This is a genomic window from Xanthomonas euroxanthea (assembly GCF_903989455.1).
GTDB classification, from domain to species: Bacteria; Pseudomonadota; Gammaproteobacteria; order Xanthomonadales; family Xanthomonadaceae; genus Xanthomonas; species Xanthomonas euroxanthea.
Window position 1 is genome coordinate 4,045,188 of record NZ_LR861803.1, and the last position, 25,035, is coordinate 4,070,222.

10 protein-coding genes are annotated in these 25,035 nt (G+C 68.5%); 1 reads left to right on the forward strand and 9 read right to left on the reverse strand.

Annotated elements, in window-relative coordinates:
• Positions 1-34 precede the first annotated feature (34 nt).
• From H7A86_RS16835 to xerD, 7 genes are all read right to left on the reverse strand, one after another.
• Positions 35-1,918: a diffusible signal factor-reguated S8 family serine peptidase gene (locus H7A86_RS16835; RefSeq protein WP_119131876.1), complete on the reverse strand. Its 1,884-nt coding sequence runs from the start codon at positions 1,916-1,918 to the stop codon at positions 35-37.
• 223 nt (positions 1,919-2,141) lie between these two features.
• Positions 2,142-8,702, reverse strand: a complete 6,561-nt coding sequence (locus H7A86_RS16840) for an ESPR-type extended signal peptide-containing protein (protein ID WP_180707928.1) — start codon at positions 8,700-8,702, stop codon at positions 2,142-2,144.
• Between the two features lie 542 nt (positions 8,703-9,244).
• Positions 9,245-11,002, reverse strand: a complete 1,758-nt coding sequence (locus H7A86_RS16845; protein WP_425509759.1) for a S8 family peptidase — start codon at positions 11,000-11,002, stop codon at positions 9,245-9,247.
• A gap of 213 nt (positions 11,003-11,215) precedes the next feature.
• The gene (locus H7A86_RS16850) at positions 11,216-15,181 is read right to left on the reverse strand and encodes a YadA-like family protein (RefSeq protein WP_119131813.1); all 3,966 of its coding nucleotides are present in this window, start codon (positions 15,179-15,181) and stop codon (positions 11,216-11,218) included.
• A gap of 431 nt (positions 15,182-15,612) precedes the next feature.
• Complete coding sequence (gene purL / locus H7A86_RS16855) at positions 15,613-19,659, reverse strand: phosphoribosylformylglycinamidine synthase (RefSeq protein ID WP_119131812.1); 4,047 nt, start codon at positions 19,657-19,659, stop codon at positions 15,613-15,615.
• 423 nt (positions 19,660-20,082) lie between these two features.
• Entirely contained in the window at positions 20,083-20,886 is an 804-nt protein-coding gene (locus H7A86_RS16860; protein ID WP_104585968.1) for a DsbC family protein, read from the reverse strand.
• Positions 20,887-21,004: 118 nt separating this feature from the next.
• A complete protein-coding gene (gene xerD, locus H7A86_RS16865) occupies positions 21,005-21,976 on the reverse strand; it encodes a site-specific tyrosine recombinase XerD (protein ID WP_104585982.1) in 972 nt (323 codons plus the stop codon).
• Positions 21,977-22,163: 187 nt separating this feature from the next.
• On the opposite strand from xerD, the gene H7A86_RS16870 reads away from it, so the two are divergent.
• Positions 22,164-22,625, forward strand: coding sequence for an RDD family protein (locus H7A86_RS16870; RefSeq protein ID WP_104649405.1), 462 nt, complete (start codon positions 22,164-22,166; stop codon positions 22,623-22,625).
• 152 nt (positions 22,626-22,777) lie between these two features.
• On the opposite strand, the gene lptG is transcribed toward H7A86_RS16870, so the two are convergent.
• Complete coding sequence (gene lptG / locus H7A86_RS16875) at positions 22,778-23,884, reverse strand: LPS export ABC transporter permease LptG (RefSeq protein ID WP_119131811.1); 1,107 nt, start codon at positions 23,882-23,884, stop codon at positions 22,778-22,780.
• On the reverse strand, positions 23,881-24,963 hold the full coding sequence (gene lptF, locus H7A86_RS16880; RefSeq protein ID WP_104585974.1) for an LPS export ABC transporter permease LptF: 1,083 nt from the start codon (positions 24,961-24,963) through the stop codon (positions 23,881-23,883). The genes lptG and lptF overlap by 4 nt, the downstream gene beginning before the upstream one ends.
• Between the last annotated feature and the right edge of the window lie 72 nt (positions 24,964-25,035).

Sequence of the window (25,035 nt, forward strand, 5' to 3'; positions counted from 1 at the left end):
TTGGCCGGGGGCATCGGTCACACTATCTGCCTACTTACTGTCGTGCAACGAGCGTCAGCTTCGCGTAGTCGCCAGCGCCCACCAGCTTGATGTAGTAGGTACCTGCCTTGGGGGCAGTGAAACGCACGGTTTCGCTGTTGCCCGGGCGGGTCGACTTGGCGTCGTAACTGGTCGCGCTGGGTTCGGCTTCATGGCTGACGTACACCGACACATCGCCGGTGCCGCCGTAGGTCATGAAACTGAGCACGGCCCCGGCCTTGGCTTCGAAGCTGTACAGCGTGGCGCTGCCCGCGGTACCACTCAGACCGGTCAGCGGGGCCTTGTTGGTCAAGGCAATGGCGGTCGGCGCGCAGCTTTCGGTAGCCGGATCGCAGGGCTCCACCAGCACCGCTTCCAGCGCGGCCTTGGCATCGACGATGCCGCTGCCGATCGGGGTGCTGGCCGGCGGCGTCACCGGGAAGCGGCGGCTGGTCTGCTTGAGCAGGGCTTCCACTGCGGCCGGAGTCAGCGGGCCATCGCCCAGACCGATCGCCGCGCTCTGCACCAGGGCGACGACACCGGCCACGTGCGGCGATGCCATCGAGGTGCCACCTAGTCCCATATAGGTATAGGTGCCCGAGGTCGGCGTGGTCGCACCGGTATAGCCGGCCTGCCAGATGTAGCCGCCCGGATTGCCGTCCACGCTGCCACCGCCGCCCGGACCGGACAGGTCCACCTTGCTGCCGTAGTTGGAGTAGTAGGTGATGCCGCCGGTAATGCGCGTGGCACCCACGGTGATGGTGTTGTTGCAGCTGGCCGGCGAATGGTTGGCCGCGTCTTCGCCGCTGTTGCCGGCCGCCACCACCACGGTGGTGCCGCGCGAGACGGCGCCGTTGATTGCCAGCTGGGTGGCCGAATCGCACGGCTCGCCGCCGCCCAGGCTCATGTTGATGACCTCGGCCGGGTTGGTGTTGGCGGGCACGCCAGCAACCGTACCGCCGGAGGCCCAGACGATCGCATCGGCGATGTCGGAGGTGTAGCCACCGCAACGGCCGAGCACGCGCACCGGCAGGATGGTCGCCTTCGGCGCCACGCCGGCCATGCCGAGGCCGTTATTGGTCGCTTCGGCCACGGTGCCCGAGACATGGGTGCCGTGCCAGGAGCTTTCCTGTGCCACCGAGCCGTCATAGCAGACGTTGTCGGCCTCTTCCCAGTCGCCGTAATCCAGCGCGCCCGGTACGCGGGCGTCGGTGGGACGACGCGAGACTTCGGCATCGGTAATGAAGTCGTAACCCTGCAGCAGGTTGCCGGCAAAGTCCGGATGGCCCGGCAGGATGCCGGTATCCAGCACCGCCACCACCACGCCGGCGCCCTGCGACAGATCCCATGCGGCCGGCGCATTGATGCCGCCGTTGGGGTTGCTCAGATGCCACTGGTACTGCGCGTACAGCGGGTCATTGGGAACCAGCTGCGGGGCCACGTCGGTGGCGGCGACGCTCTTCTTGATCTCGACCGGGCGCAGCATGCGATCGATCTGCACGTCGGCCACGGACGGGTCGTTCTTGAGCTCGACCACGACCTTGTCCACCTGTGCGGTGGTCAGCGTGCTGGACAGCTTGATCAGGTCCGAGCCGATGCCGAGCTTGCGCACATACGTCGCCTTGGCGGCGGCTGCGCTGCTGCGTGCGCCAGTGCTCGCACCGACACGGCCGACGGCGGCCTGCACCGCGCTCAGCTTGCTGGCGCGATCGGTCGCGGCGGCGGTGTTGTCCTTGTAGCGCACGATCAGGCGGCTACTGAACGCAGCGCCGGCCGATGCTGCCTGGGTCGGTTCCTTGACCAGCAGTTGCGGGGCAGCAGCGAGCGTGCCCGATGCACCGAGCGCCATCATCAAGATGGCGCCGGTCAGCGGGGAGAGACGGAAATTCTTGTCGATCACGGTGAAGTCCTCTTCGTGTTTTTCGTCGATCAGCTGGGAGCGGCTTTCGAAACTGCTGCGCAACTGCGGTGCAGCTCGCTGCGTTTGATCAGCCACTCCTGGTAAGGCCATCACTCCATCGAATCCGTTGGCCGGCCCAGCCACGGTCCTTGCCCGCCCCCTCGGGCCTTGCTCTGGCGCGGCGGCGCACACCGGCGCCGCCGCGTGTCATGCACCCAGCGGGTTACCAGCCGAAGCCGGCACCCACACCGATGGAACTGTCGTCACCACTGAGCGCGCCGCCCACCGTCAGCGTGGCGCGCGGGCTGATCGCACGCTGGTAGCCCACCGACAACGCCGATTCGCCGTTCTGGAAACCGACGCCGGCACCGACGCGGTTCTGCGTGGCGATGCCACCGACGCTGGTGGCCATGTTCAACATCGCCGAGCTCATCGCACCCTGCCGATCCAGGCGACGGTTCTGCCGACGCAGACGGTCCTCGATGTCGCCCTGGTAGGTTTCGAAGCTGTCGGCCATCGCGCTGTAGCGGCTGTCGGTATAGCTGTTGGCCGCGGCGACGCCGTTGTCCAGCTGGCCCTTGTTGACCGCATCGGTGGCACGCGTGCCGGCGGCCACATTGGCCACCTGACGCTCGCCGCCGACGCTGCCCACCGACACCGTGTTGGCACGATCGGCAACCGACCCCTGACCCAGCGCGACCGCACCTTGTGCGCTTGCCCGTGCACCCTGGCCGATCGCCGTACCGGAGGCCGCGCTGACCTGCGCGCCTTCGCCCATGGCCACCGCATTGGTCGCCACCGCAGCGATCTGCGTATTGGCGCCGACCGCGGTGCTGCCGTCGGCATTGACGCGTGCATTGCTGCCGATCGCGGTGTCGTTGGGGCCATGCGCATACGCGCTGCCGCCGATCGCCGTGCCGGTCACGTGGTTGGCCACTGCTGCCGTGCCGACGGCGGTGGACGTTGCGGCCGGGGTGATGCTGCCGACTACCGCTGCGGTCGGCGTGCCCTGCACGCTGGCGCCGGTATCGGCGACAGCGTTGCTCGATGCAGTCACTGCACTGGTGGCAACAGCCGGCACCGCTGCGGTGCGCAGCGACAGCGTGCGTGCCGCAGTGCTGGCCGTTGCAGTACCGCCACGTGCGTCCAGCTCGGTGACCTTGCTGTCCAGCGCGGTCAATGCCGCACCGACGTTGTTGTAGCTGGCACCCTGAATCACGTAGGTCGGCGCGACGAACACGCCTTGCGCACCGATCGCCGCGCCACCGCCGAGGAAGCTGGCAGCGTTGCTCAACGACTGGAACAACTGGCCGCCGTTGACCGCATCGGTGCTGGCACTGGCAATCGCGCCGCTGCCGACATTGACGATGCGACGGGTGGCCGGGCCGCCGCGGCCATCGCCGCTACCGACCGACACCACGTTGGCGTCATAGGTACGCGAGCCCGAGCCCAACGCCACCGAGTCCGCACCGCTGGCACCGGCATTGGCACCCAGCGCCACCGCATTGGCACCGCTCTGGCGCACGAAGGAGTTGTAGCCCAGTGCCACGCCGTTTTCGCCGATGGAATTGGTCTGCCGGCCCATCGCAGTGCTGTTCACGCCACTGGCGCTGCTGTCCACGCCCATGGCGCTGGCGCCGGTGGCAGAGGCGCGGCTGCCGGAGGCGATCGCCACGCTGCGTGCGCCGCTGGCGGTTGCGCCGGCACCTGCGGCGGTGGCGCGATCACCGGTCGCGGTGGCCACCCCTTCGCCGGTGGTCTGCACCATGCCGGTGGTGGTCTGCACATCGGCCGCCAGCGCATCCAGCTGGCCCTTGTTGACCGCATCGGTCGCCGCCTGGCCGTCGCTGACATTGACGATACGACGGGTGGCCGGGCCGCCGCGGCCATTGCCGCTGCCGATCGACACCGTGTCGGCTTCGTCGCTGCGCGAGCCCGAGCCCAGTGCCACCGAATCGGCACCGGTTGCACCGGCATTGGCACCCAGGGCCACACCGTTGACCGCGCTCTGGCGCACAAACGAGTTGTAGCCCACCGACACCGCGTTCTCGCCGATCACGTTGACCTGTCGGCCGACGCCGGTGCTGTTGATGCCGGTCGCCGATGCATCCACGCCGACCACGCTGGCACCGACCGCATCGGCGCGGCTGCCGCCACCCAGGGCCAGCGTGTTGTCGGCAAGTGCCGCCGCGCTCTGACCCAGCGCGGTGGCATTGACGCCGTCGGCATAGGAATTCCAGCCGATCGCGGTGGTGTAGTCGGCCGTGGCCCAGGCACCTGCACCGAATGCGGCAGCGCCGGTTCCGGTGGCACGCGCCGGGATGAAGCCGAAGAACGTGCTGCCGCCCACCGCCACGCTTTCGTCGCCGGTGGCTTCGCTGAACTCGCCCACGGCGACCGCGCTTGCACCGGAGGCCAGCGATGCGGCACCGACCGCGGTGCTGTAATCGCTCGAGGCCACCGCGCCGTAACCCAGCGCCGACGACAGCCGGCCGCTGGATTCGCTGTAGCCACCGAAGGCGGCGCTGCCGACATTGGAGGCGGTGCTGCGGAAACCGGCCGCCGTGGCCTGGTTGTCCGATGCCACTGCCTCGCTGCCGAGCGCGGTGGTATAGGTCGAAACCGCCTGCGCGCCGGCACCGTTTGCGGTGGCGCCGACATCGCTGGCCAGGGCATTGCTGCCGACCGCGCTGCTGTTTTCGCCGGTGGCCTGGGCATTGTTGCCCACCGCCGCCGCGCCGATGCCGCTGGCCAGTGCGCTCACGCCGACCGCCGTTGCGTTATCGACCACCGCCTGCGCGCCTGCGCCCAACGCCGTGGTGCCGGTGCCGGTGGCATTGGCGCCCTCGCCTGCAGCCAGCGCGTTGTCGCCATCCACATAGGCGCCGGCATCGCTGTCGGCGCTGCCGCTGGCCTGGAAGTACTTGCTGGTGGATTGCGCGGTTTCGGCCACGGCGTTGAGCTGGTCCAGATTCACCGCATCGGTGCCCTGCGTACCGGCGGCCACGTTGGTGATCTGACGCTCGTTACCGGCGCTGCCCACCGAGACCGCAAAATCGCGATCGGCCACCGAATCGGCGCCCAGCGCCACGCTGCTTTCGCCGGTGGATTCGGCGAAATTGCCAAGTGCGGTGCTGTTGAGGCCAGGCGCCCATGCAGCGCCGCCGAGCGCGGTGGAGAAGTCGCCGGAGGCTTCGGTCGGCAGCAGGCCGAGCAAGGCGCCACCGACCGACACGCTGTTGTAGCCGCTGGCCACGCTGCCCTGGCCGGCCGCAACGCTGTAGTCGCCGGTTGCGGTGGCATCGCCACCCACGGCCACGGTACTGGAGCCGCTGGCGGTGCTGAAATTGCCCAGCGCGGTGCTGTTGAACCCGGTCGCGCTGGAATAGCCGCCCAGGGCGGTGGAGTAGTTGGAGGTGGCCTCGGCGCCGAAGCCGAACGCCGCCGCGCTGGTGCCATCGGCCACGCTTTCTGCGCCGACCGCGGTGGCCGAATCGCCACTGGCGCTGGCGAAATAGCCCACTGCGGTGGTTTCGCTGCCATCGGCCACGCTCAGCGTGCCGGCGGCCAGCGACCCATCGCCATAGGCGCCTGCCGCCGCACCCAGCGCGGTGCTCTGCGCGCCGGCGGCTTCGCTTTCGCCCCCCACGGCCACGGCGTAATCACCGCTGGCCTGGCTGAAGGCGCCGCTGGCCACACTGCCGTAGCCGCTGGCGGCGGCGTTGTAGCCGGCCGCATTGGCGTACTGCGCGGTGGCGCTGGCACCGCTGCCGATGGCGACCGCGCCGATCGCGGTGGCCTGGCTGCTGGAGCCGAACGCGCTGCTGTAATCGCCATCGGCGGTGGCGTTGGACCCGGCCGCGATGGCGTCCTCGCCCTGCGCATCGGCGGTGCCGGTGCCGGTACCGGTAAACAGGCGCGCAGTGGCTTCGGCGGTCTCGCCGACCGCGTTGAGCTGGTCCAGGTTCACCGCGTCGGTGCCTTCGGTACCGGCGGCGACATTGGTGACCTGGCGCTCGCCACCGACGCTGCCCACCGACACCGTGTTGGCGCGATCGGCAACTGCGCCGGCGCCCAGCGCTACGCTGTTTTGCGCGGACGCAAGCGCGTTGCTACCGATGGCCACGCTCTGCGCGCCATCGGCCTGCGCTTCCCAGCCCAGCGCAGCGCTTTCATCGCCTACCGCGGCAGATTCGCTGCCAAGTGCAATGGCACGCGCGCCCCACCCGTTGGCGAATGCACCCATCGCCACCGAGGCGGTGTCGGCGGCGAAGGCATTGGGGCCCACTGCGGTGCTGTCGTAGCCATAGGCCGAACTTTCGATGCCGATCGCGGTGCTGCCATCGCCCCAGGCGACGCTGGCCCGGCCCAGCGCAGTGGCCGAGCCGCCGTTGGCGATGCTTTCATAGCCGATCGCTGTCGAGTAGCGTCCGTTGGAGATGCTGTTGCCGCCGACGGCGGTGCTGAAATATCCCGATGCATTGCTGTCGCCGCCGAGCGCGGTGGCGTAGTCGTCACCGGCGCTGCTGTTGAAGCCCACCGCCGTGGCATTGGCGATGCTGGCGTTGGCATTGCTGCCGACCGCCGTCGTGCCCAGCGCGGAGGCCTGGCTGCTCGCACCGAGCGCAATGCTGTCGTCGCCCGACGCGTTACTGGCGCCACCCAGCGCAACGGTGCGCTCGCCGAAGGCACTGCTGTTTGCGCCGATCGCAGTGGATGCGCTACCGCCGGCGGCGGCATTGGCGCCGAAAGCGGCGCTGTCATCGCCGAACGCGACGCTTGCACCGCCCACGGCCGTACTGGTGTCGCCGAAGGCCACACTGCCCGCCCCCAGCGCAGTGGAGTCGGCGGCGTTGGCGATGCTCTCGTAACCCAGTGCGGTCGCGCCGCTGGCGGTGGCCTGGCTTGCGCCGCCCACTGCGGTGCTGGACTCGCCCGACGCGCTGCTGGTGGCGCCAAGCGCAGTGGCGTTGTCGGCGACTGCATTGCTGTTGAAACCGAGCGCGCTTGCATTCTCGCCGGTCGCGATGGCGCCGCTGCCGAGCGCGGTGCTGCCCTGCGCGGATGCCTGGCTGGTCGAACCGAATGCAGCGCTGTAGTCACCCGTTGCCGATGCGTTGGAACCGGCCGCAACGCTGTCGATGCCTTCAGCAATCGCGGTGCCATCGCCGGTGGCCACGAACGTGCGCGCGGTGGTGGAAGCAACGTCGGACACGGCGGTGAGCTGGTCGAGATTGACCGCATCGCTGCCTTCGGTACCGGCGGCGACATTGGTGATCTGACGCTCATCGCCGGCCGCGCCAACGGACACGGTGTTGGCGCGCGTGGCAATCGAATTGGCGCCCAACGCAACCGAGTTGGCGCCACGTGCGGTGCTGTAGTAACCCAGCGCCGTGCTCAGCTCGCCGCTGGCCCAGGATTCCGGGCCGACTGCCGTGGCGCCTTCGCCGGGCGCATAGGCGAAGTAACCCACCGCGGTGGCTTCGGTGCCGGAGGCTTCACTGAGCACGCCGACGGCGGTGGTGTAGGTACCCGATGCGATCGCCCCGGCGCCGAGCGCGGTGGACGCTTCGCCGCTGGCCTGGGTCTGTACGAAGAAACCCAGACCCGGAACGTAATCGACCGGACCACCGACTGCGGTGCTGCTGGTGCCGCTGGCGCTGGTCTGCGTGCCCACGGCGGTGGCGTAATCGCCTGCCGCATTGGCAACCGCACCGAACGCGGACGACTGCGCACCGGCCGCATACGCGCCGACGCCGAACGACGAGGCCGCGAAGCCATCGGCATTGGCGCTGGCGCCGACCGCGGTTCCGCCGACGCCGGCACTGGTGGCACCGGTGGTGACCGGCACGCCGCCGTTGGTGACCAACGGCTCGCCATCTTCGTCGACCGCAGCGCCGCCGACGGCCACGCTGCCGGGGCCGTTGGCCTGCGCGTTATGGCCGAATGCCGCGCTGTTCTGCCCGGAGGCGAGCGCATTGGCACCGACCGCGGTGGCATTGTCGGCCACCGCATTGGCACCGGTTCCCAGCGCAGTGGTCGCCGTGCCCGTGGCATTGGCGGCATCGCCGGCAGCCAGCGCGCTGTCGCCATCGACATAGGCGCCGACGCTGTCTTCGCCCGGGGTCGCCTTGAAGAACGTGGCGGTGTCTTCGGCCACGTCGGCCACGTCGCGCAACTGCGCCACGTTGACCGCGTCGGTGGCGTTGACGCCGGCGCTGACGTTGGTGATGCGGCGCGTGGCCGGGCCACCGCGGCCATTGCCGCTGCCGACCGACACCACATCGTCCTCGTGGGTGCGCGAGCCTGCGCCCAGCGCCACCGAGTTGGCACCGGTCACGCCGGCGTTGGCGCCCAGCGCCACGCCGTTTTCGCCGCTCTGGCGCACGAAGCTGTTGTAGCCAATGGCCACTGCGTTCTCGCCGATCGCATTGGTCTGGCGGCCGATCGCGCTGCTGTTGACGCCGCTGGCGCTGCTGTCGGCACCGGTGGCGAGCGCGCCGGTCGCGCTGGCGCGACTCCCGGCGCCGATGGCGGTGGCGTTGGCGGCAGGTGCCGACGCACCGCGACCGACTTCGACCGATTGCGCCACTGCGGAAAGGGGGATGGCGATGCCGGCGCTACCCAGCGCCAGGGCGATCGCGGCAACCAGGCAACGGCTCTGGCGGCGGTCGATGAATGCGGCGGTGCTCACTGCGCCCGGGCTGTCGCCGCTGGCCAACTCCGATGCCACGGCCCACACGCCTAACGATTTGTTCCAGACCTTGCGATAAATCCGATTCATCGACGCCCTGCTCCTGAATGTTGGGACTGGTTTTTTTGACAAACACCCACCGTCGCGAGGCCGTCAGCCACTGCGATCCCCGTGGTGATTGGCGCCATGGGCCAACTGGCGGTGCGCGGAAAGCGGCACCCTGGATAGTCAAAAAGTGAACGCTACCCAACCATAGAACTGGGCGAAGTGTTAACAGCGGTCAAATCGGGCGTCAAGTTTTTGACAGAAAGCGAAGCTGAGCGTGCTTTTCATCACACTTCGGCTTGCGTTTATTAGTTTTTTGATAATTCTTTGGAAAACAGCGATCTAGATCATGTCCCGCGAGACATTTGAAAGCTGAATACGGATGTCTGCAGCAGACAAAAAAGCCCGCTGGCAGGACGCCAGCAGGCTTGGTTGCGCAAAACCGCGCGCGAAACAGGTCAGGAACCGCGCCAGCGCGTCCCGCGCCGACGCTTCAGGCCACGACGCCTCGCAATGCGGCCGCTCTCATCCGCATCATCGCGCCAAGAAACCGGCGGCAGCGCCCTCTGGCGCCACCGCGTGTCGGATCACTGGCGCGCCAACAGGCTCACCCCATCGAAGCTGCTGCCATCGAGCCGGATGAAATAGGTTCCGGCACGCGGTGCGGTGAAGCGCACCGTCTGGCTGGTCCCGCTGCGGCTGGACATGCCGTCGTTGTCGGTTGCGGTCGGCGCGCGGCCCATGGCGACATACAGCGCCGCCTGCCCGCTGCCGCCGAAGCTGACGAAGCTCAGCACCGCACCCGCATTCGCTTCGAAGGCGAAGACGCCGGCATCGCCGGCCACATTGGACAGACCGCGCTCGGGCACGCTGTTGCGCAGCGTCTGCGCGTCCAGCTGGCAGCCCAGGTCGCCGCTGGCGCAACGGCGCAGTGCCCGATCGATGGCCGCGCCGGCATCCACGATGCCGCTACCGGCCGGCGTGCTCAACGGCAACTGCACGGGGAACGCGCGCGCACTGCGCTTGAGCAGGCGTTCCAGTGCCGCGGGTGTCAGCGGCGGCTTGCCGTCGGCGATCAGGGCGCTCTGCACCAGCGCGGCCGTCCCCGCCACATGCGGCGCGGCCATCGAGGTTCCGGCAAAGCCAGGCCCGAGATAGGCGAATTGGCCGGACGTGGGCGTGGTCTTGCCGGTGTAACCGGTCTGCCAGATCCAGCTGCCGATCGGGCCGTCGTACAAGGTGTCGGTTTCCAGATCGCGCGCGCCGCCGCCGGGCGCAGCCAGATCGATCAAGCTGCCGAAATTGCTGTAGTACGCCAACCCGCCGGTCAGGCGGGTGGCCGCCACCGACACCACGTTGGCGCAGTTGGCCGGCACGGCACTGGACACGTCCGCGCCATCATTGCCGGCCGCCACCACCACGGTGGTGCCACGCGACACCGCAGCGTTGATCGCCGCCTGCGTGACCGAATCGCAGGGGCCAACGCCGCCCAGGCTCATGTTGATGATTTCCGCCGGGTTGCGATTGTCCGGCACGCCATCCACATGGCCGCCCGACGCCCACACGATGGCATCGGTGATGTCCGAGGACGAACCGCCGCAATGACCCAGCACGCGTAACGGCAGCACCTTGGCCTTGTAGGCCACACCGGCACCGCCAATGCCGTTGCCGGTGGCTTCGGCAATCGTGCCGGCCACATGCGTGCCGTGCCAGGAACTGTCGCGGGCCGCTGAAAAAATGCCGCATTCGCCGTCCGTTGCTTCCCAATCCCCGTAATCCAGCGCGCCCGGCGCACGCGCGTCGGTGGCGCGTCGCGACCTGTCGGCGTTGGTGATGAAGTCGTAGCCCTGCAGCAGGTTGCCGGCCAGATCCGGGTGCCCCGGCAAGATGCCGGTATCGATCACCGCCACGACCACGCCTTCGCCCTGGGCGGTGGCCCAGGCCGCCGGCGCATCGATGCCGCCAACCGGATCGGTGAGATGCCATTGATTGTCCGCCAGCAGCGGGTCGTCGGGCAGGCTGCCACCGCTGTTCTGCAACGGATACATGCGCGTGTCGATCTGCGCGTACTCCACTGCAGGATCCGCCTGCAGTTCGCGCACCAGGCGGTCGGCGTCACTGCGGCTGAGCTGTGCGGGCAACCTGATCAACTCACTGCCCACCGCCAGCGTACGCACATGCGTCGGCGCGGTTTGCGTGCCGCTGCGCGCGGCCGGCACCAGGCGCACTGCCGCGCGCGATGCCGCCGCGGCGATCGTGGCCACCGACGCAGTGCCGACACTGCGCGCGCTCACCCGGCCACTGCGATAGTTGACGATGATGCTGTCGACCGGGGCGTCGCGCATGGCCTGCTGACGTTGCGCAGTGCGCACGCCGAAATCCGGCGTGGCCGCAGTGGCGATGCCGCTGGCGAGCGACAGTACGGCACTGCAGGCGATGGCGAGCGTTCGGGAACGATGGGTCTGAATCACGATGACGTCCTCTTCAAGATGAAATGCAAAGCAAATGAGTGAGCACGCAGCGGCCATACGCGCGCCGCTGCAACGGCAAGGCCTGCGTTACCAGCCGAAGCCGGCGCCCAGGCCGATCGACCTGTCGTCACCACTGAGCGCGCCGCCCACCGTCAGCGTGGCGCGCGGGCTGATCGCACGCTGGTAGCCCACCGACAACGCCGATTCGCCGTTCTGGAAACCGACGCCGGCACCGACGCGGTTCTGCGTGGCGATGCCACCGACGCTGGTGGCCATGTTCAACATCGCCGAGCTCATCGCACCCTGCCGATCCAGGCGACGGTTCTGCCGACGCAGACGGTCCTCGATGTCGCCCTGGTAGGTTTCGAAGCTGTCGGCCATCGCGCTGTAGCGGCTGTCGGTATAGCTGTTGGCCGCGGCGACGCCGTTGTCCAGCTGGCCCTTGTTGACCGCATCGGTGGCACGCGTGCCGGCGGCCACATTGGCCACCTGACGCTCGCCGCCGACGCTGCCCACCGACACCGTGTTGGCGCGATCGGCCACCGACCCCTGACCCAGGGCCACCGCACCTTGTGCGCTTGCCCGTGCACCCTGGCCGATCGCCGTGCCGGAGGCCGCGCTGACCTCCGCGCCTTCGCCCATGGCCACCGCATTGGTCGCCACCGCGGCAATCTGCGTATTGGCGCCGACCGCGGTGCTGCCATCGGCATTGACGCGTGCGTTGCTGCCAATCGCAGTGTCGTTGGGGCCATGCGCATACGCGCTGCCGCCGATCGCCGTGCCGGTCACGTGGTTGGCCACTGCCGCCGTGCCGACGGCGGTGGACGTTGCGGCCGGGGTGATGCTGCCGACCACCGCTGCGGTCGGCGTGCCCTGCACCGCGTTGCCTGCATCCAGCGCGCTGGCCGTTGCAGCAACCGACGACGCCGAACTTTCTGGCATGCCGTCGGTGGCCAGCGCTGTTGCCTGCAGGCCATCGTCTGTCGCATCCGCCGTGGTGGCGACAGTCGAGGCGTCCGCAACTGGTGAAGGCGCCGCTGCCACACGCGCAGCGCTTGAACGTGCGGCAGTGCCGGAGGTGGCCGCTCCACCTCGCGCATCCAGCTCGCTGACCTTGCTGTCCAGCGCAGTCAGCGCCTCGCCCACATTGCGGTAACTGCTGCCCTGGATCACGTAGGTCGGTGCCACGAACACCCCTTGCGCACCGATCGCCGCGCCACCGCCGAGGAAGCTGGCAGCGTTGCTCAACGACTGGAACAACTGGCCGCCGTTGATCGCATCGGTACTGGCACTGGCAATCGCGCCGCTGCCGACATTGACGATGCGACGCGTGGCCGGGCCGCCGCGGCCATTGCCGTTGCCCACCGACACCACGTTGGCCTCGTAGCTGCGCGAGCCCGCGCCCAGTGCCACCGAATCGGCACCACTGGCACCGGCATCGGCACCGAGTGCGACAGCGTTACTGCCCCCTTGCCGAGTAAAGGCGTTGTAGCCCATCGCCAGACTGTTGTTGCCCAGCGCATTGGATTGCACGCCCAGTGCCATCGCCGCGCTGCCCGCCTCACCGACGAACACGCCGACGCTGGCATTGCGCCCGATCGCGATCGCGTCGGGCGCATCCGCCCTGGCGTTGGTTCCCAGGGCGATATTGTCGCCATGGAGGATCGACGTATTGGCGCCGCTGCCGATCGCAATGCTCCTGCTGGAGGTGGCGCGCGCGTCGTAGCCGATGCTGATCCCCTCAACGCCCTCGGCAGATGCCAGCGCCCCCAGCGCCACCGTGCGCGGCGCGAACGACGCTGCACTATGGCCGATCGCCACCGCATCGGCGTTGGTGTCGTTGGAGAACACATTGGCGTTGTAGCCCAGCGCAACGGCGTAATCGCCGTCGCTTCGCGCGCCGGCGCCGATGGCAACGCCACCGACCCGGAAGGCACCTGCCGACCTGAGTGTGGAGCTGATCAGTGACATTCCGCCAAGCGTCACGCTGCGCTCGCCAGCGGCAACCGCCAGACTGCCCACGGCCACACTGCCCTCGCCAAGACTGGAGGCGTTGAAGCCCACCGCCGTGGTCATGCTCGCGTTGGCCAGCGCACCGAAGCCGAAGGCCGACGCCGCCGCACTGCGGGCGCTCGAAAAGGCGCCCACCGCAGTGGCCACATCATCCTGCGCACGGGCGCTGAATCCGGCCGCCATCGATTGCTCGCCACTGGCCGCGGCCCCCGTGCCGACCGCAGTGGCGAAGCTGCGCTGGGCAATGGCCGCGCTGCCCAGCGCCACCGCGCCGCGCGCCTGGGCCGAGGCACCCTGTTCCTGCGCGCCGACGATCGAGCCCGCCGCATCGAACACCGGCACGGACGCCACGCCGCCCACTGCAACGGCCGAGGCATCGGCCGCGCTGGCGTTGCGGCCGACAGCCACGGTATCGCGCCCCAGCGCCAGGCTGCCCGAGCCCAGCGCATTGGCGCCGTCGCCGATCGCGTTGCTGGCGCTCCCCAAGGCCAGCGCATTGAGTCCGTCGACATGGGCAGCGGCTTCGTCCGTATCGGTCTTGCCAATGGCCAGCGTGCTGTCGAGCCGATTGGTGATCGCACGCACGCTGTCGAGTTGGGCCAAATTGACCGCATCGTTGGCTTCGGTGCCGGCCGCCACGCTGGTGATCTGCCGCACCAAACCCGCCTGCACATCGCCCACCGACACCGTGTTGCTGCGGTACGCGTAGGAATGTGCGCCCAGTGCGACGGCACTGGATGCCGAACGGTTCCAGGCATCGTCGACAAAATCGCCCACGCGCGCGCCATAGCCGATCGCCAGCGCATCGATGCCATTGGTCTGGGAATCTGCACCGATCGCGGTGTTGTTGCCGTTGAACCACGAGGTGGCCGCGCGCGCGCCCAAGGCGATACTGTTTTCCAGGTAGGCCGTGCTGTCGTGACCGATCGCGATGCCGCCATCGCCCATGGTCAATGCAAAACCACCCAGCGATACCGTGCGTGGCGCGAACGAACCGGCGCTGTGGCCGATCGCCACGGAATCGGTATTGCCAGGCCGATTCGGAAAGATGTTGGAATCGTAGCCAATGGCAATCGCATAGTCGGACTGGCTCTGCGCACCTGCGCCGAGCGCGATGCCGCCTGTTCCGGTGGCGGCGGTGATCGAGCCGAAGTTGCTGATGCCACCCACCACCACACTTTGCACCCCGCTGGCCAGTGCGGTATCGCCCACTGCAATACTGCTACTGCCTTCGCTGCGCGCCCGGTAACCGAAGGCGGTGGACGTATCTCCGCTGGCACGCGAACTGTAGCCGCCGGCGGTGGACAGAAAACCACTGGCCGTGGACAGACCGCCCACCGCGGTGGCGCCGTCGTTGCCGGTCTGCGCGCGATACCCCACCGCCGTGCCCTGCACGCCGATGGCGCTGGCGCCGCTGCCCAGGGCGCTGGAAAACGGATCGCCGGCCAGTGCACCACCGCCGATGGCCGTCGCCCCCACCCCGGACGCTTGCGTGGCCTGTTCGCGTTGCCCGATGACAAAACCGAATGCGTCGTAGTCGTAGACCGTTGCCACGCCGCCAATGGCGGTTGCCGATTCCCCGGCGGCCGACACGTTGTGCCCGATCGCGGTGGCGTCGCGCTCCAGCGCCAGGCTTCCGCCACCGAACGCACTGGTGCCATCGCCCAGCGCATTGCTTGCATTGCCCAGTGCCAACGCATCCTGCCCATCCGCAAACCCCGGTGCATCGGTATCGGCCGCAGGCGTTGCGGTCACCTGCGCGCTCGCGGTTGCAGGCACTACGTCGTTGCGGGTCGCCGCATCGGTGTCGCAACGTTGCCGGCCCTCGACCACCGTGCAATGCGCAAGCGCATCGGCATGCGTGGTGGCCTGGGCAGCTGCGGCCACGCCGGCAAGTGCCAGCAGCATCGCTGCCGCCAGCCTGCCGCGCGCGTGCACCGGCGATCGATTCAACCGCTGATTCCCCACATCGCAGGCAAGCCTGCCCGTTCGGCAATGGGCATGCTGCCCACCGCCGGCATCCAAGTACATTGGTTTCATCGACGACTTACTCCCCATTGGTCTGGTGTAAAAACCGACCACCGCGCGATTGCATCGCACGGTCCCCCTGAGGTTTATATAAAATGCACTCGCACTGCGTCTGCGCCGGAGATTACCCGCGCAAAAGAACCCACGAATCGCGACATAAAGTGCTGCAGAAACGCCATGAATCAATGATTCAAAACGTGGTCTGAATCTATTGAAAAACCAAAGATTCAATTGGGATTGACATCACACAAGCAGCATCACCATATACCGCGAGTAAATAACTAGTAGTTTTTATAGTGACGTAAAGCAAACCATGTCCCGGCGTTGATTACTTACTTTCTTGCAGGACCAGAAACGACAACGGCCGTGTGCATCGCTGCACACGGCCGTCCAATGGCACCGTTGGTACGGCGCTTCAGCTCATGCCGTACCGCGCCACATCATCAACCGCACCAGACCCGCGCATTGCGGAACATGCGCAGCCACGGCGAGTCCTCACCCCAGTCGGCCGGGTGCCAGCTCAGGTTTGCCGTGCGCGGGGTGCGCTCCGGATGCGGCATCAGAATGGTGGCGCGACCGTCGGTGCTGGTCAGCCCGGTGATGCCGTCCGGCGAGCCGTTCGGATTGAGCGGGTACTGCGAGGCCACCGCGCCATCGCCATCAATGAAGCGCAGGGCCACACGTGCAGCGGCCTGATCCACCACGGTGTCGAACTCGGCGCGGCCTTCGCCATGCGCCACCGCCACCGGAATCCGCGAGCCGGCCATGCCGCGCAGGAAGATCGACGGCGACTCCACCACTTCCAGCAAGGCGGTGCGCGCTTCGAACTGCTCGCTGCGATTGCGCAGGAACCGCGGCCAATGCTCGGCACCGGGAATGATGTCCTTGAGCTGGCTGAGCATCTGGCAGCCGTTGCACACACCCAGCGCGAAGGTGTCGCTGCGTGCGAAGAACGCGGCGAACGCATCGCGCAAGGCCGACCGTTCCAGGATCGAGGTGGCCCAACCGCGGCCGGCACCCAGCACGTCGCCGTAGCTGAAGCCGCCGCAGGCCGCAAACCCGGAGAACTGCGCCAGATCCACCCGACCTTCGATCAGGTCGCTCATATGCACGTCGAACGCACGGAAACCGGCGCGCTCGAAGTTGTAGGCCATCTCGATCTGCCCGTTGACGCCCTGCTCGCGCAGGATCGCCACCTTGGGCCGCGCACCGGTCGCCACGAAGGGCGCGGCCACGTCTTCGGACGGATCGAACACCAGCTTCGGACGCAATCCCGGCGCCTGGAAGTCGCGCGCCTGCGCGCGCTCTTCGTCGGCGGTTTCCGGGTTGTCGCGCAACTTCTGCATGGCGTGGCTCACCGACCACCAGGCATCGAACAAGGCTTCCCAACGCCACTCGGCCAGCACGCGGCCCTGCCCGCTCACGCGGATGCGCGGCGCGCCGGTGGGACGTGCGATGCGCTGCGCGCATTCGGTCAAGGCATGCCGCTCGACCAGATCGGCGAACGCGGCGCGATCCTCGTTGGCGATCTGCACCACCGCGCCCAGTTCTTCGTTGAACAGGCTGCGGAACGCGTCGTCGCCCCAGGCATCGAGTGTGATATCCAGGCCCTGGCGCGAGGCGAACGCCATTTCGCACAGTGCCGCAAACGCACCGCCATCGCTGCGGTCGTGGTACGCCAGCAACAGGCCGCTCTCACGCGCGGCGCGGATCAGTTCAAAGAAACTGCGCAGGCGCTGCGCATCGTCCAGATCCGGCACCTCGCCGCCGAATGCCGGCAGCGCGGCATCGTCGGCATACACCTGCGCCAGCACCGAGCCACCCAGACGCTGCTTGCCGCCGCCCAACCCGATCAACCACAGCTCGCTCTCTTCGTCGCTACGCAACAGCGGCGTCAATTGCGTGCGCACATCGCCAACGGGTGCGAACGCACTGATGATCAGCGAGACGGGTGAAACGCTCTTGTGCGTTTCGCCGGGAATGGGGAGTAGGGAATCGGGAATGGTGGAAGCGGCGGGCTGCGGCGTTTCGCCATTCCCGATTCCCGATTCCCCATTCCCGACAACCCACTGCGCCTGCATCGACAGCGAGTCCTTGCCCACCGGTACGCTCAGCTCGAGCGCCGGGCACAGCTCCATGCCGATCGCGCGCACCGCGTCGTACAGCAAGGCGTCTTCGCCGGCATGACCGGCCGCGGCCATCCAGTTGGCCGAGAGCTTGATGCTGTCCAGCGTCTGCACCGGGGCGGCGCACAGGTTGGTGATCGCCTCGCCCACCGCCATGCGCGCCGACGCGGCGGCGTTCAACAACGCCAGCGGGGTGCGCTCGCCGATCGACATCGCCTCGCCGGCGAAGGTATCGAAGCCGGCCAGGGTGATCGCACAATCGGCCAGCGGCAGCTGCCACGGGCCGATCATCTGCTCGCGCGCGGTCAGGCCGCCCACGCTGCGGTCGCCGATGGTGACCAGAAAGCTCTTGGACGCCACCGTGGGATGCGCCAGCACGCGCAGGCCGGCCTGCTGCAGATCCAGCGCGGCGGTCTGCAGCACCGGCCATTGCGGCGCCGGCGGATGCACCGCATCGCGATGCATCTTCGGCGCCTTGCCGAAGAGGACATCCATCGGCAAATCAATCGGCAGCGAGGAATCGGGAGTGGGGAATGGGGAATGGTGAGAAGCGGCATCGGCAACCGGCAGTGCGCCGTTACCATTCCCGATTCCCGACTCCCCATTCCCAGCGTCGAGGACGCCATAGCCGACCACCAGCCGCTCCTCGGCCGTGGCCACGCCGACGGCGGCAAACGGGCAGCGCTCGCGCGCGCAGATGGCGGCGAATTCGTCCAGGCGCGCCTGCGGTACGCCCAGCACGTAGCGCTCCTGCGATTCGTTGCACCACAGTTCCAGCGGCGACAGCGAGGGGTCGTCGGTGAGCACGCGGCCCAGGTCGATGATGCCGCCTACGCCCGAATCGTGCAGCAACTCGGGAATGGCGTTGGACAGGCCGCCCGCGCCCACGTCATGGAACCAGCGGATCGGGTTGTCGGTGCCCAGCGCCACGCAGCGGTCGATGACCTCCTGGCAGCGGCGCTCCATCTCAGGGTTCTCGCGCTGCACGCTGGCGAAATCCAGTGCCTCGGCGCTGTCGCCGGCGGCCACCGAACTGGCCGCACCGCCGCCCAGGCCGATCAGCATCGCCGGGCCGCCCAGCACGATCACCGCATCGCCGGGCTGCAGGCGCAGCTTCTCGACCTGGTTGCGATCGATTGCGCCCAGGCCACCGGCCAGCATGATCGGCTTGTCGTAGGCACGGGTCAGGCCCTGCCCTTCGGCAAGCTCGAAGCTGCGGAAATAGCCCAGCAGGTTCGGCCGGCCGAATTCGTTGTTGAACGCGGCGCCGCCGAGCGGGCCGTCGAGCATGATGTCCAGCGCCGGGGCCATGCGCGGGTTCAGCGCGCGCGGCGCCTCCCACGGCTGCGGCAGGGTCGGGATGCGCAGGTGCGAGACCGTGAACCCGGTCAGGCCGGCCTTGGGCTTGCCGCCGCGGCCGGTGGCGCCTTCGTCGCGGATCTCGCCGCCGGCACCGGTGGCGGCGCCGGGGAATGGCGCGATCGCGGTCGGGTGGTTATGCGTTTCCACCTTGATCGCAAACGCCGACGGCAGCACCGCCTCGGCGCGGTACTCGCCGCTGGCCGGATCCGGCCGATAGCGCGCGGCCGGCACGCCTTCCACCACCGCGGCGTTGTCGCTGTAGGCCGACAGGGTGTGCTGCGGGGTCTGCTGGTGGGTGTGCTTGATCATGCGGAACAGCGAGCGTTCCTGCGGCTTGCCGTCGATGGTCCAGCTGGCGTTGAAGATCTTGTGCCGGCAGTGCTCGGAGTTGGCCTGGGCGAACATCATCAGCTCGACATCGGCCGGGTCGCGGCCCAGCTCGGCGAAGCGTTCGCGCAGGTAGTCGATCTCGTCCTGCGCCAGGGCCAGGCCCAGGTCGCGGTTGGCCTGCTCCAGCGCCGCCAGCGGCACGCGCTGCAACTGCCCGCGATCGGGCACGTTGAACAGCGCCTCGGCGGCCGCGGCCGAGCCAAGCAGCGACTGCGTCATCGGGTCGTGCAGCAGCTTGGCCACGGCGGCCTGCATCGCGTCGTCGGCCGGCCAGCCGGCCAGATCGATGCGGGTGCCGCGCTCCACGCGCTGGATCGGCTGCCCGGCCCCGCGCACCAGTTCGGTGGCCTTGCTCGACCATGGCGACAGCGTGCCCAGGCGCGGCACCACGTAACGCGAGGAAGCCTCCTTGGCCCGCGGCGCGGGGGCGGCTTCGGCCTGCAGGATCCGCTGCAAGGTGGCCTGGTCGGGCGCTTGCCCGGCCTCGGCGCGGATGAAATAGACGTGCCAGGCGCCGGTGATGCGCAGCGCGGGAGCGAGGGTTTGCAGGCGGGTTTCGAGCCGAGCGCGGCGGAACGGCGAAAGGGCGGAAGCGCCCTCGAGGACCATCATGTCCGGGGAACCGTGTCAGAAACGGGGCTGCAGATTGTAACGGAGCTGATGCGTCGGCGCCGGACCCGGGATGTGGCGGCCAGCGATCTGTGCGGTGGTGACTCGCCCCGCCCGGCGCGGATTCGGCACGTTCCGGCCAGATGCGGCAGCGGCAGCGGCGGATGGCGATGCCGACCCGGATTCGCGCGCGCACCTGCCCAGGGCCGGATCTGCGCGCGGGGGCGACGTCCGCAGCGCTGGCCGCCACGCCGGTCCATCGCCGCTCTCACCCGACAAACCGTGCTGCCAGCGCAAACCCCGCTGCCAGCCGGTCCTGAAACGCAACAGGCCGGAATGCATGCGCATCCCGGCCTGTTGATCGATCACGCCGACCGTCGCGGCGGCCAGCGTCAGCGCAGCATCACGGCGCTGCTGGCGGCGACGTCAGCGGCTGCCACCGGCGGTGGTGACCGCGCGCTTTTCCAGCGCTTCACGCAACTGCGCCGGCGGCAGGTAGCCACCCAGCTGGGTGCCGTCCGGGGCGAAGATCGCCGGGGTGCCGTTGACGCCCAGACGCTGGCCCAGCGTGTATTCCATCGACACCGGGTTCTTGCAGTCCTTGGCATTGACCGGCTGCCCGGACTTGGCCGCGGTCAGCGCCTGCTTGCGGTCGGCGGCGCACCACACCGCGATCATTTCCTTGTGGTCCTGGCTGCCCAGGCCCATGCGCGGAAACGCCAGGTATTCCACCGCGATGCCCTGCTTGTTGAGCTCGCCGATCTCGCTGTGCAGCTTGCGGCAGTAGCCGCATTCCACGTCGGTGAACACCGTCACGGTGTATTTGGGGTTTGCCGGCGCAAACACGATGCGGTCGGCCTTGGGCACGGTCTCCAGCTGCTTGCGGCGGTAGGCCAGCAGGCCCGGGCTGGCAGCGAACTGCTTGTTCTGGATGTCGAACGGCTGCGCCTGGATCAGGTAACGGCCGTCGTCGCTGACGTACAGCACCTGCCCGCCGACCACCACTTCGCGGAAACCGGGAAACGGCGCTGCGCCGATGTAATCCGGCTTGAAATCCGGATCCAGCGCCTTGAGCGCAACGCTCACACGCTGGTCCACGTTGCCCGCGGCGGCGGGGGCGGCAGCAGCGGCTGGCTTGGCGCCGGCGTTGCTTGCCGCAGGCTGCGAGGATTGCGCGCAGGCGGTAAGGCTGAGTGCGCCCAGCAGCGCGGCGATGGCAAGACGATACATTCACGCATCCAGTGGAATGGGGTGCCTGGATTCTCGCACAGCGCAGATGAAGCCAGACAGCGGCTGAAACGCTTTCTTCTTTCTCTGGACCGGTGCCTCGCCTGGGGCGCACCCGCTATCACCCGCGCGGGTGATGGGCGGCATGCAGCTTCTGCAGGTGCTGACGCGCGACCAGCGTATAGATCTGGGTGGTGGACAGCGAACTGTGCCCGAGCAGCATCTGCAGCGCGCGCAGGTCCGCGCCGTGGTTGAGCAGATGGGTGGCAAAGCTGTGCCGCAGCCCGTGCGGGCTGACCGTGGCGGGGTCGATCCCGGCCACCGCCGCATAGCGTTTGACCAGCGCCCAGAACTGCTGGCGGCTGGGCGGCTGCCGCGCCGCATCGATGAACAACGGCACCTGCCCGTCCACCGCTGCCACCGCCTTGTGGCTGGCCAGCAGCGGGCGCGCCTGGCTCAGATAGCGCTCCAGCCAGTGCTGGGATTCCTCGCCCAACGGCACCAGGCGCTCCTTGCTGCCCTTGCCGGTGACCCGCAGCACGCCCTGGCGCAGGTTGACCCCCACCGCCGGCAGGTTGACCAGTTCGCTGACGCGCAGGCCGGCCGCATACATCAGCTCGAGCATCGCGCGGTCGCGCAGGCCCAGCGGCGTGGCGATATCGGGCGCAGCCAGCAGCGCCTCGATCTGCGTCTCGGTCAGCGCCTTGGGCAGCGAGCGCGGCAGGCGTGGCGGGTCCAGCAATGCGGTGGGGTCGTCGCCGCGCACGCCATCACGCAGACACAGGCCGTAGAACGCACGCAGGGTCGACAGCAGCCGGGCATTGCTGCGCGGCGAATAGCGCGCCTCGGTGCGCCAGCGCAGATAATCGAACAACACCGCCCGATCGACACCCAGCAAGCCGCCGCCGGCACCGTCGCGCCAACGCGCCAGCCCTTCCAGGTCGCGCCGGTAACTGTCCAGAGTCTGCCGCGCCACGCCCTGCTCGGCCCACAACCGGTCCAGAAAGCGTTCGATGGCGGCGGCATCGGCGGCCTGCACCGGCGGCAGGTGTTGCGCCAGTTGGCGGCGTTCGGCAGGACTGCTGGCTGACATCGCAACAGCATAGAGCGTGGCATGCGTTTTGCGGCGCGCCATGTCAGCCAGGAGCGGGATTTGGCAACGCGACTGCCTCGACATGCCACACGCCACGTGGCTCTCAGCTCAACACCCAGGCCCCGCCTGGCACGGGATTGCCGCAGCGCGACGTTGCTCGCTCGCCTGCGCCGGCTATGCTCGCAGCATGACTTCGCCCCCCGCACCGCGCAGCGCGCGCGCACCTGCCCTGGTGGTCTGGCGACTGCTGGCCATGTGCTACGACGCCTGGCCGGTGCTCGCGCTGTGGATGCTGATCTCCGCCGCGTTCACGTTGGGATTTACGCTTGCCGGGCATCCGGCCCGCGAGAACATTGCCCCCTTCAGCGGCTGGCAATGGCTGTTGTGGCTGTGCTGCTGGATCGCGGCCGGGGTCTACGCCACCGTCAGCTGGCGGCGTGGTGGCCAGACCCTGGGCATGCGCCCGTGGCGCTTGTCGCTGGTCGGGCCGCAAGCCTCGTGGCGCGCACTGTGGATCCGCTATGCCGTCGGCACGCTGTCGCTGGCCCTGGCTGGCGCGGGATTCTGGTGGGCCTGGCTGGACCGCGATCGGCTGGCCTGGCACGACCGTGCCAGCGGCACCCGGCTGCAGCGCACGCCCAAGCGCTGAAACGCCCGGGCCGGCAGCTTGCCGACCTCCCCGGCAGGCAGTGCTGGAATGCGGCCGCCATGCAAAGCCCTGGCAGCCACACGCGCAAACCGGTACCACCGTTTAGCGCAGGCAGCGCACGGTTCCGAAGACGCTGAACCGGCGCAGCCGCGTCAGCTACTGCGCCGTCGGAACAACCACATCGACACGCCCAGCATCACCATCGGTGGCAGCGCATAGGCGATGCGGTAATCCAGCTTGAGGGCACCGGCCATGCGGCCGAAGAACAGCTGCAGCAGCCAGAACCCCAGCGCGAACAGGATGCCCAGGAACAGGCGCTTGCCCAGCCCGCCGCTGCGCAGCGAACCGAACGAGAACGGGATCGCCGCCATGCACAGCGCCAGCACGTTGAGCGGGTAGAACCAACGGCTCCAGTACTGATCTTCGTAGTCGCGCGCATCCAGGCCGTTGCGGCGGCGGTATTCGATGCTCTGCTGCAGATCGCGCGCAGACAGGTTGCGCGGCTTGGCCAGCCCGGCCGCCAGCGCTGCCGGGCTGAGCTGCGACTGCCACGCCAGCTCGGGGAAGGTTTCGCGCTGCACCGAGCGTTCCTGGAAGGTATCGCGGCGCACCTGGCGCAGCGTCCAGGTCCCGTTGCGATTCTCGGCCAACGCCGCGTAGGTCAGCTGCGCCAGACGGCCGCCGGCATCGAGGTGATACAGCCGCACATCGTGCAGATCCAATGCGGTGCCGCCGCCGTCGAGCAGCTTCTCTTCGCCGCTCAGCGCATTGAGGAAGGTGTCGCCCTCGCGCGCCCACAGGCCGGAATAGCGCGCCATTGCCATGTCGCTGTTGTAGCGGGCGCTGGTTTTCAGGGTATCGGCCTGGTTCTGTGCCCACGGCCCCACGGTCTCGCCGCTGATCACCATGGTGGCGGTCAGCAGCGCCATGGCCGCCACCACCGAAGCCGACATGCGCTTGCGCGACACGCCGAGTGCGCGCAGCGCGGTGAGTTCGGACGTCGCCGCCAGCTGGCCCAGGCCCATCAAGGCGCCGATCACCGCCGCGGTCGGAAACAAGGTGTAGGCCCGGCGCGGCACCGTGTAGGCCACATACGCGATCGCGTGTCCAAAGGTGTAGGCACCCTGGCCGATGTTCTTGGCCTCGCTGGCAAAGGCATTGACCAGGTCCAGGCCCAGCAGCACCGCCCACGTGAGCAACACGGTGAACAGCACCGCACGCCCGACGTACCAGTCATGCACCCGCGGCATCAGCCTCATGCGCGCACCCTCGGCCGACGCACGCGGCCATCGCGCGCATACGCCCAGATCGCCACCGCCAGCAGCGGCAAGGTCAGCCACCACAGACCGAGCGCAGCCGGGGTCTTGCCATTGGCGATCCACTGGGTGCCGACGATCATCAGATTGGTGCCCACCATGTAAGCCAGGAAGGCCAGCATGATCCGGCCGTAACGCTGTTGCCGCGGCGCGCTGCGCGACAGCGGCAGGGTCAGCAGCGCGAAGGCCAGCGCCAGCAATGGCGGCGCCAGGCGCTCATGCAGCTGCGCGCGCGCCGCCGGGCGCTGGTCCGAGAGCAGCTGCGTGGTCCACATCACTTCCGGATCGTTGGCATCGTGCACCTGGGCCCGGTCGGGCAAGGCCACGTCGTTGCTGGCGAACTTCATCAAACGGTAGTCCAGGGTGTTGCCGGCGGCCGGGCCTTCGATGCGGTAGCCGTCCTCCAGGCGCAGGTAACGGTCGGCCTTGCCTTCGAAGAACATCGCGCCGCGGTCGGCGGTGACCACGTCGATGCGGTCGTCCTTCTGGCGCTGCAGGAACACCTTGCCCAGGCCCTTGCCGTCGGCCGAGATCGTGGTCAGGTAGACCACCCCGCCGCCGGACAGCGGCGTGAACTTGCCCGATTCCAGGCCGGCCATCACGATGCTGCGGTTGGCGTCCTCCAGCATGGTCTCGGCGGTGCGGCTGGCCCAGGGGCCCAGCCACAGCGAGCACAACCCGATCACCACCACGACCGGCACCACCAGCATCAACATCGGCCGCAACATGCGCCGCGGGCCCACGCCGATGGCGGTGATGACCGCCATTTCTGAATCGCGGTACAGCCGCGCCAGTGCCAGTAACAGCCCCAGCATCAGCGCCAGCGGCAGGATGATCGGCAGGTACGCCACGAATTGCAGGCCCACCTGGGACAGCAGCAAGCGAGCAGGGATGCGGCCATCGGCGATATTGCCGAGGATATCCACCAGCACACCGCCCACGCTGACGACCAGCAGCACGATCAAGGTGGCCAGGAAGCTCTGGGTGAAATCGCTAAGCAGGTATCGATCGAGCTTCGGCATGGGGTGGGCTTGTTTTAAACTCTCGGATTCGTTCGCGGCGGCGCCAGCCTAGTCCGGTTGGCGTAAACAGCC

Excerpts from the sequence above, each read along its gene's own strand:
- H7A86_RS16850 (WP_119131813.1), bottom strand. The coding sequence starts at position 15,181 with ATGAAACCAATGTACTTGGATGCCGGCGGTGGGCAGCATGCCCATTGC.
- xerD (WP_104585982.1), bottom strand. The coding sequence starts at position 21,976 with ATGTCAGCCAGCAGTCCTGCCGAACGCCGCCAACTGGCGCAACACCTG.
- H7A86_RS16860 (WP_104585968.1), bottom strand. The coding sequence starts at position 20,886 with ATGTATCGTCTTGCCATCGCCGCGCTGCTGGGCGCACTCAGCCTTACC.
- H7A86_RS16870 (WP_104649405.1), top strand. The coding sequence starts at position 22,164 with ATGACTTCGCCCCCCGCACCGCGCAGCGCGCGCGCACCTGCCCTGGTG.
- lptF (WP_104585974.1), bottom strand. The coding sequence starts at position 24,963 with ATGCCGAAGCTCGATCGATACCTGCTTAGCGATTTCACCCAGAGCTTC.
- lptG (WP_119131811.1), bottom strand. The coding sequence starts at position 23,884 with ATGAGGCTGATGCCGCGGGTGCATGACTGGTACGTCGGGCGTGCGGTG.
- purL (WP_119131812.1), bottom strand. The coding sequence starts at position 19,659 with ATGATGGTCCTCGAGGGCGCTTCCGCCCTTTCGCCGTTCCGCCGCGCT.
- H7A86_RS16845 (WP_425509759.1), bottom strand. The coding sequence starts at position 11,002 with ATGCGCGACGCCCCGGTCGACAGCATCATCGTCAACTATCGCAGTGGC.
- H7A86_RS16840 (WP_180707928.1), bottom strand. The coding sequence starts at position 8,702 with ATGAATCGGATTTATCGCAAGGTCTGGAACAAATCGTTAGGCGTGTGG.